Consider the following 17,067-nt stretch of genomic DNA (forward strand, 5'->3'; position numbering starts at 1 on the left):
TCCACGGTTTGTCTATCTTACAGCCGATTAGTCTGAACTGATGATGCGCTTTCTCCGAAAAATCCTGCCTTTCTGCCTCGCCATTGCCCTGCTGGCCTATGCCCTCAACGATATATCCTTCGTCGATATTACCCGCCAGTTTCAACAGGCTCACTACGGCTGGATCGCGCTGGTCGCTCTGATTACGGTGCTGACGTATCTGATTCGGAGTAAACGCTGGCAGCAACCGTTGAAGGCACTAGGCTATTATCCTACGGCATTCCGGGCGATGGTTGCGATGCTGGCGGGCGTCATTGCCAGCCTGATTGTGCCGGGTTCGGGCGAGCTGACCCGCTGCGCCACGCTTCAGCGGACGGATAGCGTACCGTTTTCACAGGGTATTGGCTCGGTGGTGGCCGAACGGGTTATTGACCTGCTCATGCTGGGCGTGGTGCTGCTGCTTACGGTGCTGCTGGAACTCAACCGGATGCAAATCTATTTGAGTGGCCTCTCCCTTAATATTCCCAACGTTTCCGGCTGGTGGCTGTTCTTCGGGTGCCTCGTTACTGGGCTTTTAAGCTGGCTCAGTTGGCGGTGGCTACTCCAGTCCACCTTTCAGCAACACTCAATTGTTCTGAAACTAACCAACGCTGCCAGGGGCGTATGGGCGGGTTTCAGCGCCATTCGGAGTTTACCAAAACCATACTTGTTTGTACTCTTAACGGTAGGAACGTATTTCCTTTTCTGGCTGAGTACCTATTGCCTCTTACTATCGCTGGATCGTACGCACTCGCTCCCGCCATCGGCCGCCCTGACCATCCTGGCCGTTAGTTCGCTGGGCGGACTGGCGGTACCGACGCAGGGCGGTATTGGAACCTACCACTTTTTTGTTAGCCGGGTGCTGGTATTATACGGTTTTACGCCCGCCGAAGGGGCCGTCATCGCTACGTTTCTCCACGCCGTCGGGTTTGGTATTAACCTTCTTCTGAGTAGTCTGAGCTTTGTTCTCGTACCGTTTATTCTGGCTGATAAAACCAAATAACTATCCTTATAAGCTATTGATTATGAGACAGGAAAGATTACAGAATGGCTTTCAATAAATTACCCATATTTTCGTTTTATATTTGCACAAGCAGGGTCGGTCCCTGCTTTTTTGTTTGTTTTTCTTCACAACACTCTCATGAAGTATTTGCGTTACAGCGTCGGCTTCCTGTTGCTGGGTCAGTTGGCAATGGCCCAAACCGCCATGGATTATGCCAACACCATTCAGGCTGCCGACCTGGAAAAACACTTACGCGTGCTGGCTGCCGACGATATGCAGGGCCGTGAAACCGGTACGGCCGGTCAGCGAAAAGCCGCCGATTACATTGCCAAACAGTTTGCCGACGAAAAACTGCAGCCCATCGTCAAAAGCGAGGATGGCAAAACAGGCTACTTTCAGCCGTTCAAACTCTATCAGAAAACCTGGGGGGAATTTTACGTTAAGGCCGGAGGCAAGACCTACAATTACCCGAAAGATTTTATTGTTAACGGCCTGTTTGCGGTGATGCAGGAAACCCCGGGCGAAACGGTTTTTGCGGGTTACGGTATCTTTTCGGATCAATACAACGACTACGCCAAACTGGATGTTAAGGGCAAAGCCGTGGTGATTCTGGAAGGTGAACCTAAAAAAGCCAACGGGAATTATGTGATCACTAATTCCAAAAAACCGTCGGACTGGAGCAGCGAGGAAAGCGTACGCAAAAAAGCCATAATTGCCAAGGATAAGGGAGCCGAACAGGTATTTATCGTTTCGGCCGAATCGCCGGAAGCCTACCGCCAGCTGGTGGCCCAGCGCACGGCCCTGATGGGTCGCTTCAATCGGATGAGCCTCAAACCGTCGATGGAGAAAATCGGTGCCGTCGGAACGTTTCTGATTACGCAGGAAATGGCCGCTAACCTGCTGAACACAACAGCCCCAAAATTGCAGAGCGCCGTCGCGAAGATCAATAAAACCGGCAAACCGAACTCGGGCGTTCTGAAGGGCAAAATCAGCCTGAAAGCCGAACGGAAAGACGAGATTCTCGAAAGCAGCAACGTTCTGGGCTTTCTGGAAGGAACCGACAAAAAAGACGAAATTGTGGTGATTTCGGCGCATTATGACCACATCGGCGTCAATCCCGACGGTCAGGTAAACAACGGGGCCAACGATGACGGTTCGGGCACGGTTTCGGTTATTGAAATTGCGCAGGCCTTCGCCAAAGCCAAAGCCGAGGGCCACGGTCCGCGCCGGAGTATGCTGTTCCTGACGGTTTCGGGCGAAGAAAAGGGGCTGCTCGGTTCGGAATATTACACCGACATGAACCCGGTGCTGCCGCTGGAGAATACCGTCTGCGACCTGAACATCGATATGGTAGGCCGCGTGGACGACCTGCACGAAGGCAAATCCGATAACTACATCTACGTGATTGGCTCCGACAAACTGTCGTCGGAACTGCACCAGATCAGCGAAGAAGCCAACCGGAAGTACACCATGATGGATCTGGATTATAAATACAATGAGCCCAGCGATCCGCAGCGGATCTACTACCGCTCTGACCACTACAACTTTGCCAAGCACAAAATCCCCATCATTTTCTACTTCAACGGTTTGCACGCCGATTACCACCGCCCCGGCGATGACGTGGAAAAGATCGATTTTAAGCTGGCCGAAAAATCAGCGCGGCTGGTGTTCTATACCGCCTGGGAGATTGTAAACCGGGAAAATAAGCTGGTTGTGGATAGCAACAAGCCGTAAGCCAGAATCAGGCAGATTTAAGGAGTAACCGATATTCCCGCTACAACAACGGTTTGTAGCGGGAATATTCATTTTAGACAATAGTTAGTTTCCGGTTGAAATTTTGGCGGGCTTAGGAGCCATGCCCGGTTGTGCGATTTCGAAATTTTCTTTCTGTTTGGCTTCGGCAACAATCTTGCGGACATCGGCCAGCAGTTGTTTGGCATCGTAGACAACGCCGTCTTTTACGGTATATTTCACCCCGCCAACCCGCGTTACTTCATTTTTTTCGTTCAGGTGAATGGCTCCCGTGCCGTACAGGACTTTCAGGTTCGCCAGCGGGTTCTCTTCAGTAATCACAAAATCGGCCAGTTTACCGACTTCCACCGAACCAATCTGATCAGCCATACCGAGGGCTTCGGCCCCTTTCAGCGTGGCCGCCCGGATCACTTCCAGCGGATGGAAACCCGCTTCACGCAGCAACTCCAGCTCACGGATGTAGGCAAAACCGTATAACTGGTAGATATAGCCCGAATCAGACCCCGTGGTGACGCGTCCGCCCCGATTTTTGTATTCGTTGATAAATGCCATCCACAGTTGGTAATTGCGCTTCCAGGTTACTTCCTGCTCCGTTCCCCAGTTGTGCCAGTACGACCCGTGCGAAATCCGGCTCGGTCCATAAAACCGCCAGAGCGACGGAAGCGTGTATTCATCGTGCCACTCAGCCCGGCGGGTTAACATCAATTCGCGGTTGGCCTCGTAAATGTTAAACGTTGGGTCGATGGTAAAATCCAGCGCGATCAGTTCATCCATCACCCTGTTCCACTTTTCGGTGCCCGGTTTGGCGGCTTGCTGCCAGAGCTTACCGGCCTCCTCAAACCGATTTTGCTCGTTGTTATAGTTATAATCGGCGGGGTACGACTGAACGGTTTTATCCTCAAACAGGGCTTCGGGTAAACCATACCAGTGCTCCATCGTCGTCAGACCGGCTTTGGCGGTTGCCAGCGCATTCATCCGGGCCACTTCCAGTTGCGCGTGGTGGCAAGCCGAACGCAGGCCCAGCTTTTTGTTTTCGTCCAGAGCTGCCCGAAAGACATCCGGTTCAGCTCCAAAAAACTTGATACCGTCGGCTCCTTTTTTAGCATTTTCGCGGACCCACGCCCGGGCTTGCTCAGGTGTCGAAATCGGATCTTTGGCCCCCATCCCGAAAGCCGTATACGCTTTGATGCGGGGAGCCGTAATCTCGTTCCGCTCGCTTTTGGCGCGGTGGTCGAGCACCCAGTCGAGGCCGTTTCCCGCCGATGGATCGCGGATGGTCGTAATACCGTGTCCCAGCCAGAGTTTAAATACATATTCCGACGGCGTTCCCTGCGCCTTACCGCCGATGTGGCCGTGCATATCCACAAACCCCGGCATCAGGTACATGCCTTCGCAATTCAGCTCTTTGTCGCCGGGATTGGCCTGGGGGCGTCTTTTCCCGTCAATCGGAACACCGGGGTAGCCCACCTGCCGAATCTGGGTAATACGGTTTTTCTCCACCACAATATCAATCGGCCCGACCGGGGGCGCACCGGTGCTGTTGATGAGCGTAACGCCCCGGATGATGAGCCGTTTGTGGGGGCCATCGCCTTCCCTGCGGGTGGGGGCGTCGGTAATCTGGGCCAGTAAGCGGGATGAAAAGGTAAAAAGCAGGAGTATGAGTGTAAACCGACGGGTAAAAATCGAGTTCATACCGTGATGGAGGGTTTGTTGATCAGCAGATTAAGCAATATACGGCGTTTGTTGGTACATTTGATTTTTCCCGAACGTGGTTTTGTTTACTGAGTAAAAAAGTCAAGATTCGGATAATTATTCGCCGATAAAGTACAAATTATTTGAATTGGGGGTGGTCGTTACAAACAACTCACCATACGCAACGTTTTACAAATAGCCGTTCACCAGCGCTTCAGCCGTTGATGACCGGAACTCCAAGGACTGTTTAACGCTTATGAAAACCCTGTTTTTTAGCTGCATTTTACTGCTGACCCTCGTAGCCTGCTCCTCCGACAGCGGGAAAGAAACCGATGCCAACACGCCGAAATCCGGCCCCATCTATACCCTGATTTTCCTGGACAAATCGGTAAGCGTTAATCCTAACCAGGCCTTTGTCGCCCAGAAATATCAAAGTGCCCTCAACGACATCATCGAGCAGAATATCAAGAATAAAGGGGATAAACTGGAGGTTTATTTCATCCACGAAAATACCTCGAAAGCCCGCGCGCTGTCGGTGACGACACGTTCCGAGATGGAAGACGTCAGCAGTGCCAACGCCACCGACCGCGAAACGGCCCAAACCAGCTTTGATGTGTCGCTGAGCCGCGAAAAAGCCGCCATCCGTCAGCGGGTGTTGCAGCAACTGGCCGCACCCAATTCTTCCTCTTCGCGGAAAGAAACCGACATCTGGGCCAGCCTGCCGGTGATTGCCAAAGCCAACGAAAGCGGAGCTACCGTAAAGGTGTATTATCTCAGCGATATGGTGGAGAGCGTCTACAGCGCCGGACGCCGGGACTTTCATAAAACTCCGCCGAAAGACAATGCTCAGGCCGAAACCTGGGCCAAAGCCGACGCGGGGCAATTGAAACGGCACATGATTGGTAGCCCGGATATCGAAATGATTCTGCCGTTTGCGCCGGATGCGTCGGTGAAAGTAAATAACCCGGCGGTGACGCAGTACTGGACCACCTTGTTTCAGGAACTGGGGGCCGGAACTGTTGAGGAGCAATAACCCGGCTTTGTTACGAAGCCGTATTCAGCGACCGGACGAATTCGATTAGTTCATTAACGTCCAGAATAAAGTCGATGGGCGTGTTGAGAATGGCCTGCTGCGGCATAAAGCCGGACATGGCGGTTTCCGGTTTCTGGGCCACGATGACGCCCCCGGCATTCTTAACGGCCTTCAACCCGGCTGTACCATCGGCATTGGCACCTGATAGCAGAATGCCTACCATCGCCGGACCGTACACATCCGCAGCCGACTCAAACGTTACATCAAGCGATGGGCGGCTGTAATTCACTTTTTCGGAATTATCGAGTGAAAAAACGCCCTGTTTTTCAATCAGCAGGTGGTAATCTGCCGGAGCCAGGTACATGCTTCCGGGAAGTACCGCATCCTTGTCTTCTACTTCCTGAATGGGTACCGCTGTTTTAAGAGAAAGCAGATTGGCCAATGATGACTCAGCCGAGTTTTTTCGGTGTACAACGATAATAACAGTGAATGACAGAACAGAAGGCAGGGCTGGAAGTAATTTTAATAATACTTCAATACTACCCGCAGACCCACCAATAACGACGGCTTTGCAAGGCGTTTTCAGCTTATTTTCCGCCATATTTTTTCTTTATTCAATTGTTTATATTTCGGCTTAATTGTCGAAAAGTTCAGGGTTTCTTTCGAGCCCAAGGCCAGATAACCCAGCTTACCAATACTTTCATCGAACAGTCGGAGCGTTCTGTCCTGCAAATCTTTATCAAAGTAGATCAAAACGTTTCGGCATAAAACCAGATCAAACTCATTAAAAGAGCGATCAGAAACCAGATTATGCGTCGAAAAAATCATTTTCTCCGCCAACTTATCTTCAAATTTAACCTGGCCATACTGAGCGGTATAATAAGACGAAAAATCCTGCTTACCGCCGGACTCAATGTAGTTCTCCGAGTAGAGTTTCATCTGGGCCATCGGAAAAATACCCCGCCGGGCTTTTTCGAGTGCTTCAGGGTTTAAATCGGTCGCATACAGCAAAGACTTATGGAGCAGATTGGCTTCTTTTAACAGGATAGCCATCGAATATACTTCTTCGCCGGTTGCACAGCCCGCGTGCCAGATCCGGATGAAGGGTTTGGCGGAAAGTGTTGGTACAACTTCCGTACGCAGCGTTTTATAAAATAGCGGATCACGAAACATTTCCGTAACCGTTACCGTGAGCCCTTCCACTACGTGTTTCAGATAATCTGCATCCGATTTAAGTCGGTACCGGAATTCGGCAAAACTTGGAAATCGGTCCAGCGTAAACAGCCGGTTGATCCGCCGTTTCAGCGACGCCCGGGCGTAGTTTGTAAAGTCATAACCGTAGATTTCAAACAGGTCATTCAACACCAAATCCACTTCCTCGTCTTCAATCATCATATCCTGTCAAACCTGCGATAACAATTGCAATAACCGATCAACATCAACCGGCTTTGAAATATACTCCGTAGCTCCGGCTTGCAGGCATTTTTCGCGATCACCGACCATGGCCTGAGCCGTTACCGCAATGATAGGCATCCGGGCCCGTTTCTCGATGTTTTTAATTCGCGGAATCGCTTCATAACCATCCATCTCGGGCATCATCATATCAATCAGGATGGCATCTACAACTTCGTCGGTTGTTAATAAATCCAGAGCATCCTGCGCATTCGAGCACGAAATACAGTCGAAAGATTTAGCCCGTAAGGTAGCACTCAGGGCAAAAATATTCCGGGAGTCATCGTCAATAATCAAAATTCGTTTTTTGCGCATGGCGACCGTGTTAAAGTATCTACGCTAATGGGCTGTAATCAGACGTTTATCAGGGCCGCTCATAAAGCCACACCCGCAACAATGAGATTAGTTGATCAATATCGACCGGCTTCGTAATGTAATCGGAAGCACCCGCCTGAATGCATTTTTCGCGGTCGCCGGTCATGGCTTTCGCGGTTACGGCAATAACAGGTAAATTCTTCCACTGGTAATTTTCGCGGATTTTTCGGGCCGTTTCATATCCGTCCATTTGCGGCATCATCATATCCAGTAAAACCACATCAATAGCTGGGTTTTCCTGGAGTTTCTGATAGGCTTCCTTACCGTCCAGGGCCGTCACCACGTTCATCTTATAATTCTCAAGTGCTTTCGAAAGCGAGAAAATATTCCGCACATCGTCGTCGGCAACCAGTACGGTTTTATTCGCCAATACCTGACCTAACGCACCCAGTTTTTTATAATCCTCGTTGATCTTACCGGACTTCTTATTTTCATCCACTAAATGGAGGAAAAGCGACACTTCGTCGAGCATACGCTGGTACGAATGTGCCGTTTTTATAATGATGGAATCGGCGTATTTTTTAATTTTTAATTCCTCGGCCAAAGAAAGACTTTTCCCGGTAAATATAATAATTGGTAGACTTTCCAAACCCGGATTCTTTTTGGCTTCTTCCAGCGTTTCATACGCCTTTGTATCCGGAATTCCCATGTCCAGAATCACGCAGTCGATCTCTTCTTTCTGCAAAGCATCAACCCCTTCCGAAATGTCACTTTTCAGGTCCGAATTAATGTTAAACGTTTCCAGAAAATAAGCCAGGGCTTTAGCGTGTTTTGGATTATCTTCAATAATGAGAACTTTCTTACTCGTCCGGTTCAGGACGTATTCGATCTTCTCGAAAATTTCCTGCATTTGCTCAAAAGCCACCGGTTTATCCACAAAGTCTACGGCTCCTTTTATCAGGCTCTCGTTTTTCAGCTTGTGCGAAGACATGATGTGGACCGGAATGTGACGGGTTTGCGGATCGGCTTTCAGGGCGTCCATGACCTGCCAGCCACTCATGATGGGCAACTGAATGTCCAGCAAAATGCCGATTGGCTTGTAAATACCGGCCAGTTTCAGCCCTTCATCACCCCGCACGGCTACCACACCCTTATACCCCTTGTTGCGCGAATAATCCAGCAGGGCTTTGGCAAAATTCGTGTCATCCTCAACAATCAGAATCACCTTATCCTGCTCGGTAATACTGGCCCGGTCGTCCGGAACACCCTGCGGAACGGTTGTACTAATGTATTTATTGGCGGTTTCCGGCTCCCTCTCCGGCTGCGGTTCTACGTTCCGGCTGACATATTGGGTGGTTTTTGCCTGCACCTGCTCCAAAGGCGCGTTTTTAATGGGCAGGTGGACGGTAAACTCACTTCCCGCATTGACTTTGCTGGAAAGTACAATTTCGCCCCCAAGCAGCTTTGCCAGTTCACGACTGATGGATAAGCCTAAACCCGTGCCGCCGTACTTGCGTTTGGTAGAGCCATCGGCCTGCTGGAAGGCTTCAAATACGAGTTGCTGCTTCTCCGGCGGAATACCGATTCCTGTGTCTTTCACAATAAAGCTCAGCATTGAGTCCGTCTGCGGAGTTCTCTTAACCGTCAGCGTAATACTGCCCTGTGCCGTAAATTTGAGCGCATTGGAAATCAGGTTTTTCAAAATCTGTCCCAGACGCATTTTATCGGTTTCGATCACGGTCGGCACATTTTCTTCAACGGTTATGGCAAAATCCAGTTCTTTTTCTTTGGCCAGCGGAGCAAACAGCGCCTGAAGTTCCTCGGTTATATCGGCCAGCGAGACATCCAGGTACTCCAGTTTCATCTGACCGGCTTCAATCTTGGAAAGATCCAGAATCTCGTCGATCAAACCGAGCAAACCATTTCCGGACGACTGAATGACTTTGGCGTAGTCGATCTGGTCGCTGGTCAGGTTTTCCTCGTTGTTCTCGGACAGCAATCGGCTCAGCAAGAGAATGGAATTGAGCGGGGTCCGGAGTTCGTGGGACATATTGGCCAGAAACTCCGACTTGTAGCGGGTGCTGAGTTCCAGTTCTTCGGCCTTCCGCTGGATTTCGTTATTTTTTTCTTCCAGCAAAAAGCTGCGTTCTTCAAGCTCGGCGTTGGTTTGCTGGAGTTCTTCCTGCTGCACGCGCAGTTCTTCTTCGGACGCCTGAAGCTTCAGCGACTGGGCTTCGAGTTCGGCGTTGACGTTCTCCAGTTCGTTGTGCTGAGCCTGCAATTCCTCCGACTGAGCCTGGGTTTCCTCCAGGTAATTTTGCAGTTTCACATAGTCCAGCGCCGAATTGATGCCAATGGCCACCGACTCCAGGTTTGACTCCAGAAATTCCATTTCCAGCGGTTCGGGTTTCCGCAGCAAGCCAATTTCGATTACGCCAATGCACACGCGGGCGTATACCAGCGGCAGAATGACCAGAGCCGTCGGTGTGGAATCTCCTAAAGATGAACTAACCCGAATATAATTGGCGGGCAAATCCTGAATAACGATCGGCTTTTGGCTTTTGATCACCTCACCAGCCAATCCCTCACTGATCCGAACGGTTTCCGGTGCATGGGTTGCTGCGTAGCTGCCGGCCAGCTTAAAGGTGGCGTCGTTTTCGATGATATAAACCGTCCCCAAAGGCGCATTAAGGTAGCTGGTCAGCGTCGCAATAAGGTTGTCAGCCAGCTTCTTTAAATCCCGTTCGCCCCGCATGGCATCGCCTATCTGAACCGTACCGGTTTGCAGCCAGTTGCGCTTATTTAAATCAGTAAATGTCGTCTCAAGCGACTCCGCCATCGTATTGAGCGCCCGGGCTATTCGACCCAGCTCATCATCACGGTCGTCCTGGCTTCGAATGGCGTAGTTTCCTTCGGCGATGTCGGTCGTAATATCCTCCATCACGGTGATCCGTTCGGCGGTTTCCCGGTATTTTTCTTCCGATTCGAGCTGCTTGGCAATCCGATCGTCCAGGTCTTTTTTAATACGTACATAGGCACTACCGGTAATAATAATGGAAATAAGGGCGGCAGCAAGCAGTAGATAAGGCGTATACGTAATATAGATTTGCTGTTGTTCGAGCCGGGTGTTTAAAAAGTTATTTTCATCCGCTTTAATCTGGTTGATCATGGCCCGTAACTCATCCATGATTATTCTTCCTTTTACCATTTCCGCATGACGGGCCAGGGTATCTTGGGTAAACGATTTCCGGCGGGTTGTTAAGGTGATGACCTGCTGCATCTGAGCAAACTTGGCCTCATATAACTCCTTAACTCTCTGAAGATTTTTCTGCTGGGCGGGATTGTCGGCCGTCAGTTCCTGAACCTGGTTATAGCTATTCGTTACCTTTTCATAGCTTCCGTTATAAGGTTGTAAGAAAATCGGATCAAGGGTGACTAAAAAACCACGCTGGCCGGTTTCAGCGTCTTTAGTATACGAGATAATATTTTCAGCTTCGATTAATATCTGGTTGGTATGATTAACCAGCTTCGAATTGTCGATCAGCTTCTGGGTGCTATAAAATGAAGCAATAAGGCTGACCAATAATAATAAAACGGAAAAAGAAAAGACAAGCTGAAGCTGTCGTATTACGGAGTTGGAAATCGTTTGCGGCATGACGGATGCGCTTAATTAGCACTTAGCGTTGTGTTATTCTATTTCATTATTCTGGCGAGCCGGAAGAATCAGAATGAATTGGCTCCCTTTATCAATCTGGCTCCTGGCAGAAATAATTCCGTTGTGTCTGTCAATGTTTTTCTTTGCAATGGCCAATCCAATACCGGTGCCTTCGTAACTGGTCCGGTTGGTTAACCGCTGAAAAATCACAAAAATACGGTCTATAAATCGTTCATCGAAACCAATACCGTTATCGCTGACAATGATCCGGTAAAAGTCTCCATCACTGGCCGGTTCGCTGTCAATTCGTTTGTCTTTAATACGCTCCGACGTGATGCTGATCATGGGCGGAACGTCTTTTTTAGAAAACTTCAGGGCATTACTGATCAGGTTTTGAAAAACCTGCCGAATCCGGCCCGGTATGGTATCAATGGTTGGTAAGGAATCTACCGTAATGATGGCGTTCTTTTTGCTGAGTAGTTCGTCGAAATCCGATAAAATTTCGTTTAGAATACCGTTTAAATCCGTCGATTGAAAGGCTGCGGGTGTCGATAATTGGGAGTAGGCCAATAAATCGTTGATCAAACTCGACATACGGGCCGACGAATTAATGGACCGGTCAAGGTAAGAAACAGCTTCCGGAATATCGGATAAAAACTGCTCTTTAACCAGATCGTTCAGAATCTGAATTTTTCGGAGCGGCTCTTTTAAATCATGCGACACCACCCACGTGAACTGCTGTAGCTCATGGTTGCTTCGTTCGAGTTCCAGATTTTTAATGAGCAGTTCTTTGGTCCGCAATTCTACTTCCTGTTCCAGCAATTCAGCCGCCTGTTTTTGCGGATGGATATCCGTATACGTACCGACCCAACGTACCAGAGCATTCTGCTGTTTGACGGGTAGAATACGCAGCAAATGATAGCGATAATTTCCGGTTTCCAGCTCTTTCAGACGAACTTCCCGCGTAAATTCAATCCCACTTTTTAAATAAACCGGCCATTCGTCGCAGACATCATCGTCCGGGTGGGTCTGGGGAAAAGTCGTCGGGTCAGTAGAATACCGAAACCAGTGTTCGTTGACGTACTCAATCTGACCATCGGGGGCAATGGTGAAGGCCATTTGAGGCAGCGAAGACATAACCAGCCGAAGTTCCTGCATCCGCCCGGCTATTTCCTCCTGCGCCTGCTTTCGAACTTCAATTTCTTTCTGCAAAGACAGCTGCGTTTCGCGCAATTCCTGCTGCTGCCGGTAGAGCCGATATAACGTTTTAACTTTCAGAACCAGAATATCCGGGTCCACGGGCTTGGTCAGGTAATCCACGCCACCCGATGTATAACCGCGGGTAATGAATTTTTTCTCGGTATTAACGGCCGACAGAAAGATGATGGAAGTGTCTTTGGATTTACTAAAACCTGCAATGGCATTGGCGACCTCAAAACCGTCCATGCCGGGCATTTGTACATCCAGAATAATGACCGCATAATTGGTTTTCAGAACTTTCTTCAGCGCTTCTTCGCCCGATTCAGCCGTATCGACCAGAAAGTTATGCAACTCAAGTATTTTTTTTAAAGGGAGGATATTTTCCGGCCTGTCATCAACAATCAAAATCATACGCAATTCGGGTGTTTAAGGCTACGAAAAAGGCCGCTTTACGTGTTTCCGACTCCTTCCAAAAGAAGGTGTGAAGATAGGACGGTGAACGGGGTGCTTCCAAATCTGGAAGTGTTCGCTAAATAAATAAATTGAAGGTATTCTGCGCTTTTGGATAGTTTTCGGCAGAAGATAATGAACAACTGGGTACTAAAAAATAAACCCTTGCAGAATTTCTGCAAGGGTTCTCAGTAGCGGGAGCTGGACTCGAACCAGCGACCTTTGGGTTATGAGCCCAACGAGCTACCAACTGCTCCATCCCGCGATGTTTGGAATGCAAAGGTACAGCGTTTTTCATAAAAAACAACTATCTTTGTAAAAAATTTAACCCCCTCCGCTATTTTTTTAGTTCGGAGGGGAGTTTTTTTCTGTAGGTGTTGGTTATCAAATCCATGAATACTTCCATTGAAACATATTCCCCGGACCATAAAGCCGGTTTTGTCAGCATTGTTGGTAAACCGAATGTGGGTAAATCCACGCTGATGAATCAGTTGGTGGGTGAACGGCTTTCCATTATTACCTCCAAAGCCCAAACCACCCGTCACCGCATTATGGGTATCCTCAACGGGGTACACAACGGGCAGGAGTTCCAACTGGTTTATTCGGATACACCAGGCATTATTAAGCCTCAATACCGCCTGCATGAGTCCATGATGAGCTTCGTGCGCGGTTCGCTGGAAGATGCCGACGTGGTTTTGTTCGTGACCGACATTTTTGAAAAACACGACGAAGATGATGTAATCGAACGGTTGCAGAAAGCACAGACCCCCATTTTGTTGCTGATCAACAAAATTGACCTGGCAACTCCCGAACAGATTGAGGAGAAAATTCAATACTGGCAGGAGAATTTTAAGGCCGAAGCCATTATTCCCATTTCGGCGCTTAATGCCAAAAATATTGATCTGCTGTTTGAAGCCATCATAAACCGTCTGCCGACTCACCCGCCTTTTTTCCCGAAGGACGAACTGACCGACCGGCCCGAACGCTTTTTTGCTTCAGAAATTATTCGCGAGAAAATCTTTCTAAATTATAAGAAAGAGGTTCCGTACAGTTGTGAGGTTATTATTACGGGCTTTAAAGAAAAAGAAGACATCATCGTCGTCCAGTCGGAAATTCTGGTTGAGCGGGCTACTCAACGGGCAATTCTACTCGGAGAAGGTGGTAAAATGATTAAAAAAACGGGCATTATGGCCCGTGAGGAACTGGAACGCTTCTTTGGAAAGAAAGTGTTCCTTGAACAGTACGTAAAAGTTGAACCCGATTGGCGCAGTAAAGAAAGGGCGCTGAAACGGTTTGGATACGAAGAATAACCGGAAAAAGAGGACGGGAAGACAGGAAAACAGGAGGAAAGGAACACTTACTAAACTTCTCCTCCCGGCTCTCCTTCTTCCCATTTTCCTTTTCCTCCTTTCCTCATTTAACTGAATTATGGCAAATATTGTAGCAATTGTAGGCCGCCCGAACGTCGGGAAATCGACGCTGTTTAACCGACTGGTAGAGCAGCGACAGGCCATTATGGATAATCAGCCGGGCGTTACGCGCGACCGGCATTACGGCTATGCCGACTGGACCGATAAGTATTTCACGGTAATCGATACTGGTGGTTACGTAGTCGGCTCCGATGACGTTTTTGAAGAATCGATTCGCGAACAGGTGCAGATCGCCATTGAAGAAGCATCGGTGGTGCTGTTTATGGTGGATGCCATGGCCGGCCTAACCGATCTCGATAAGGACTTTGCCGACGTACTTCGCCGGTCGAAAAAGCCGGTTTTTGTGGTGGCCAACAAATCCGAAACCGTGATGCGTCAGAACTCGGTCGGTGAGTTTTACGCCCTGGGGCTGGGTGACCCTTACCCGATCTCGTCACTGACGGGCACCGGAACGGGTGATTTGCTGGATGAAGTCATTAAGCATTTTCCAACACCGGGCGTGGAAGATCCAAACGCCGGTATTCCCCGTATCGCTATTCTGGGCCGTCCGAACGTCGGGAAATCGTCATTTCTGAACGTTCTGATCGGTGAAGACCGCAGCATTGTGACCGACATTGCCGGTACTACGCGCGACGCCATCGACACCCGGTACAAGGCATTTGGTAAAGATTTTATCCTGACCGACACCGCCGGTATCCGGCGCAAGGCGAAGGTGAAGGATAATATCGAATTTTATTCGGTGATGCGCTCGCTGAAAGCGCTTGAGGAATCGCACGTGGTCGTTGTGATGCTGGATGCTACGCGCGGCCTGGAAGCCCAGGACATGAACATCATCGGGCAGGCGGTTCGAGCCAAAAAAGGCGTGGTTCTGATGGTGAATAAATGGGATGCCATTGAAAAGGATTCCAAAACCGCCGACCAGTGGAAAAAGGACATCGTGCATCGTATGGCCCCCATTGATTATCTGCCGGTTGTTTTTGCTTCGGTTCTGGAAAAACAGCGGATTTTTCAGGTCATGGAAAAGGCGATGGAGGTATACGAAAACAAAAGCAAGAAGATTCCTACCTCGAAGCTAAACGACGCGATGCAGCCGGAGATCAACGCGTACCCGCCCCCGGCCACGAAGGGGAAGATGATCAAAATCAAGTATATGATTCAACTGCCAACGCCGTCGCCAACCTTCGTGTTTTTCTGCAACCTGCCGCAGTACATCAAAGAACCGTACAGCCGGTATCTGGAAAACAAACTCCGCGAACACTTCGGCTTTGACGGGGTTCCAATCACTATATTTTTCCGCCAAAAATAATCGAAACCGTTGGGGCGGTTTTGTCGTCTCAATTACGGGATTGAATTGGAGCGCTGCTGGTTTTCCCGGCAGTGCTTTTTTTTGCCCTGAAGCCGTTAAGCTAACCTATTCTTAGCCGTCGGCAATGGCCTATAGGATAGCTATTCCATGATGCAGAACCTCCTAAACAGCACCTAAATTTACCGTTTGATCTAAATAAATTAACATATCAACTTTACGGGCTATATTTTTTTGGAGAATATGGATAAATGACTAAATTTCAATCACTTTACCATCTCTATTAATTCTAAAACGCACAAGGAATCATGACTAACGACACGCTGACCAACGACGACAAAAAGATTGAACGGGCTGCCTACGTACTGAAAGCCGTGGCCCACCCTCTGCGCATCAAAATTATTCAGATGCTGAACGAGCAAAAGGAACTGAATGTATCAACAATTTACAAAAATCTCAACGCTGAGCAATCACTGATCTCCCACCACCTGATCAACATGCGCGACAAAGGAATTCTGGAAATTCGTCGGAGCGGCAAAAATATTTATTACTTTCTGGTCGATGGCTCCATTGCCGAAATTATCGACTGCATATACCGTAGCAAAATTATGGCCTAGCAAAAAGGGAAGCGGTACCGCTTCCCTTTTTCATATTTTCTATATTTACGAGAATAACTCGCCATCCCGGTAGACGGGCACAACGCCCAGGTGCCGATACGCTTTTTCAGTGGCTTCCCGTCCGCGCGATGTGCGCTTCAGGTACCCCTCCTGAATCAGGAAGGGTTCGTACACCTCCTCAATGGTTTCGGCTTCATCACCGCAGGCCGTGGCAATGGTCGATAAGCCAACCGGTCCGCCTTTGAACTTGTCGATAATGGTCATCAGAATCCGGTTGTCCATTTCGTCCAGCCCGTTCTGATCAACGTCGAGCGCCCGCAGGGCGATTTCAGCAATTTCGGCGGTAATGATGCCCTTTCCTTTCACCTGCGCAAAGTCACGCGTCCGGCGAAGCAGGTTATTCGCAATCCGCGGAGTTCCGCGGCTCCGCCGGGCAATTTCATACGCTCCGTCCTCTTCAATGGGCGTACTCAGAATGGCCGACGACCGCTTGACAATCGAGGTCAGCAGGACCGCATCGTAGTACTCCAGCCGGGCGTTGATCCCGAACCGGGCCCGCAAGGGCGAAGTCAGCAACCCGGCCCGGGTGGTGGCGCCGATCAGCGTAAACGGATTCAGCTTGATCTGAACCGTTCGGGCATTGGGCCCCGAATCGAGCATGATATCAATTTTGTAATCCTCCATCGCCGAATACAGGTACTCTTCCACAACGGGGTTGAGCCGGTGAATCTCGTCGATGAAAAGCACATCATTTGCTTGCAGGTTGGTGAGCAAACCGGCCAGATCACTCGGCTTGTCGAGTACCGGACCGGACGTCATTTTAATCCCCGCATTTAACTCATTGGCAATGATGTGCGAGAGGGTGGTTTTACCCAAACCCGGAGGGCCGTGAAGCAGAACGTGGTCAAGAGCCTCTCCGCGCTGCGTGGCCGCCATTACGAAAACTTTCAGGTTTTCAAGCACTTTGGCCTGGCCCGTAAAGTCTTCGAATGAGAGCGGCCGCAGGGCGCGTTCGATCTCTTTCTCCGTCGCTGTCATCCCCTCACCGGTACCTTTTAGAATATCTTTCCGCATGGTTCTTTGAATGAAAGCATTTGTTGTTTAACTTCTAAATTCGGCTTGATTTTCAGCCATTTAGACAAGTGCC

General features: G+C 49.4%; 13 protein-coding genes and 1 tRNA gene. 6 read left to right on the plus strand and 8 right to left on the minus strand.

Features of this window, described 5'->3' with window-relative positions; genetic code table 11:
• The first annotated feature begins 40 nt into the window (after window positions 1-40).
• Complete coding sequence (locus tag LX87_RS15325; RefSeq protein ID WP_111629094.1) at window positions 41-1,021, plus strand: lysylphosphatidylglycerol synthase transmembrane domain-containing protein; 981 nt, start codon at window positions 41-43, stop codon at window positions 1,019-1,021.
• A 138-nt stretch (window positions 1,022-1,159) separates the two neighbouring features.
• A complete protein-coding gene (locus LX87_RS15330; protein WP_111629095.1) occupies window positions 1,160-2,755 on the plus strand; it encodes a M28 family peptidase in 1,596 nt (531 codons plus the stop codon).
• A gap of 84 nt (window positions 2,756-2,839) precedes the next feature.
• On the opposite strand, the gene LX87_RS15335 is transcribed toward LX87_RS15330, so the two are convergent.
• Window positions 2,840-4,465: an amidohydrolase family protein gene (locus tag LX87_RS15335; RefSeq protein ID WP_111629096.1), complete on the minus strand. Its 1,626-nt coding sequence runs from the start codon at window positions 4,463-4,465 to the stop codon at window positions 2,840-2,842.
• Between the two features lie 256 nt (window positions 4,466-4,721).
• Here LX87_RS15335 and LX87_RS15340 point away from each other — a divergent pair, with 256 nt between their 5' ends.
• A complete protein-coding gene (locus LX87_RS15340) occupies window positions 4,722-5,498 on the plus strand; it encodes a hypothetical protein (protein ID WP_111629097.1) in 777 nt (258 codons plus the stop codon).
• A 10-nt stretch (window positions 5,499-5,508) separates the two neighbouring features.
• Here the strand turns inward: LX87_RS15340 and LX87_RS15345 are convergent, their stop codons facing one another.
• The 6 genes from LX87_RS15345 to LX87_RS15370 all read right to left on the minus strand — a co-directional run bounded on the left by LX87_RS15345 (window position 5,509) and on the right by LX87_RS15370 (window position 12,835).
• Complete coding sequence (locus tag LX87_RS15345) at window positions 5,509-6,099, minus strand: chemotaxis protein CheB (protein ID WP_111629098.1); 591 nt, start codon at window positions 6,097-6,099, stop codon at window positions 5,509-5,511.
• Window positions 6,081-6,890, minus strand: coding sequence for a CheR family methyltransferase (locus tag LX87_RS15350; protein ID WP_111629225.1), 810 nt, complete (start codon window positions 6,888-6,890; stop codon window positions 6,081-6,083). The genes LX87_RS15345 and LX87_RS15350 overlap by 19 nt, the downstream gene beginning before the upstream one ends.
• Window positions 6,891-6,899: 9 nt before the next feature.
• Complete coding sequence (locus tag LX87_RS15355) at window positions 6,900-7,265, minus strand: response regulator (RefSeq protein ID WP_111629099.1); 366 nt, start codon at window positions 7,263-7,265, stop codon at window positions 6,900-6,902.
• Window positions 7,266-7,314: 49 nt separating this feature from the next.
• Entirely contained in the window at window positions 7,315-10,920 is a 3,606-nt protein-coding gene (locus LX87_RS15360) for a response regulator (RefSeq protein WP_111629100.1), read from the minus strand.
• 33 nt (window positions 10,921-10,953) lie between these two features.
• A complete protein-coding gene (locus tag LX87_RS15365; protein ID WP_111629101.1) occupies window positions 10,954-12,531 on the minus strand; it encodes a hybrid sensor histidine kinase/response regulator in 1,578 nt (525 codons plus the stop codon).
• Window positions 12,532-12,762: 231 nt separating this feature from the next.
• Window positions 12,763-12,835, minus strand: a tRNA-Met gene (locus LX87_RS15370).
• A 127-nt stretch (window positions 12,836-12,962) separates the two neighbouring features.
• Between LX87_RS15370 and era the strand changes: the two genes are divergently transcribed.
• The 3 genes from era (at window position 12,963) to LX87_RS15385 (ending at window position 15,920) form a co-directional block, all read left to right on the plus strand.
• Window positions 12,963-13,880: a GTPase Era gene (era, locus tag LX87_RS15375; RefSeq protein WP_111629102.1), complete on the plus strand. Its 918-nt coding sequence runs from the start codon at window positions 12,963-12,965 to the stop codon at window positions 13,878-13,880.
• Window positions 13,881-13,998: 118 nt separating this feature from the next.
• Window positions 13,999-15,306 carry a ribosome biogenesis GTPase Der gene (gene der / locus LX87_RS15380; protein WP_111629103.1) on the plus strand — a complete coding sequence of 436 codons (1,308 nt, stop codon included), beginning with the start codon at window positions 13,999-14,001 and terminating at the stop codon, window positions 15,304-15,306.
• Window positions 15,307-15,611: 305 nt separating this feature from the next.
• Window positions 15,612-15,920 carry an ArsR/SmtB family transcription factor gene (locus LX87_RS15385; RefSeq protein WP_111629104.1) on the plus strand — a complete coding sequence of 103 codons (309 nt, stop codon included), beginning with the start codon at window positions 15,612-15,614 and terminating at the stop codon, window positions 15,918-15,920.
• 45 nt (window positions 15,921-15,965) lie between these two features.
• Here the strand turns inward: LX87_RS15385 and ruvB are convergent, their stop codons facing one another.
• On the minus strand, window positions 15,966-16,994 hold the full coding sequence (ruvB, locus tag LX87_RS15390) for a Holliday junction branch migration DNA helicase RuvB (RefSeq protein WP_111629105.1): 1,029 nt from the start codon (window positions 16,992-16,994) through the stop codon (window positions 15,966-15,968).
• Window positions 16,995-17,067: the final 73 nt, after the last annotated feature.

Origin of the sequence: Larkinella arboricola, assembly GCF_003259745.1 — a bacterium.
GTDB lineage: Bacteria > Bacteroidota > Bacteroidia > Cytophagales > Spirosomataceae > Larkinella > Larkinella arboricola.

Bases quoted from the DNA above. Each gene is read 5' to 3' on its own strand.
- LX87_RS15325 (WP_111629094.1), top strand. From the start codon at position 41: ATGATGCGCTTTCTCCGAAAAATCCTGCCTTTCTGCCTCGCCATTGCC.
- LX87_RS15330 (WP_111629095.1), top strand. From the start codon at position 1,160: ATGAAGTATTTGCGTTACAGCGTCGGCTTCCTGTTGCTGGGTCAGTTG.
- LX87_RS15335 (WP_111629096.1), bottom strand. From the start codon at position 4,465: ATGAACTCGATTTTTACCCGTCGGTTTACACTCATACTCCTGCTTTTT.
- LX87_RS15340 (WP_111629097.1), top strand. From the start codon at position 4,722: ATGAAAACCCTGTTTTTTAGCTGCATTTTACTGCTGACCCTCGTAGCC.
- LX87_RS15345 (WP_111629098.1), bottom strand. From the start codon at position 6,099: ATGGCGGAAAATAAGCTGAAAACGCCTTGCAAAGCCGTCGTTATTGGT.
- LX87_RS15350 (WP_111629225.1), bottom strand. From the start codon at position 6,890: ATGATTGAAGACGAGGAAGTGGATTTGGTGTTGAATGACCTGTTTGAA.
- LX87_RS15355 (WP_111629099.1), bottom strand. From the start codon at position 7,265: ATGCGCAAAAAACGAATTTTGATTATTGACGATGACTCCCGGAATATT.
- LX87_RS15360 (WP_111629100.1), bottom strand. From the start codon at position 10,920: ATGCCGCAAACGATTTCCAACTCCGTAATACGACAGCTTCAGCTTGTC.
- LX87_RS15365 (WP_111629101.1), bottom strand. From the start codon at position 12,531: ATGATTTTGATTGTTGATGACAGGCCGGAAAATATCCTCCCTTTAAAA.
- era (WP_111629102.1), top strand. From the start codon at position 12,963: ATGAATACTTCCATTGAAACATATTCCCCGGACCATAAAGCCGGTTTT.
- der (WP_111629103.1), top strand. From the start codon at position 13,999: ATGGCAAATATTGTAGCAATTGTAGGCCGCCCGAACGTCGGGAAATCG.
- LX87_RS15385 (WP_111629104.1), top strand. From the start codon at position 15,612: ATGACTAACGACACGCTGACCAACGACGACAAAAAGATTGAACGGGCT.
- ruvB (WP_111629105.1), bottom strand. From the start codon at position 16,994: ATGCGGAAAGATATTCTAAAAGGTACCGGTGAGGGGATGACAGCGACG.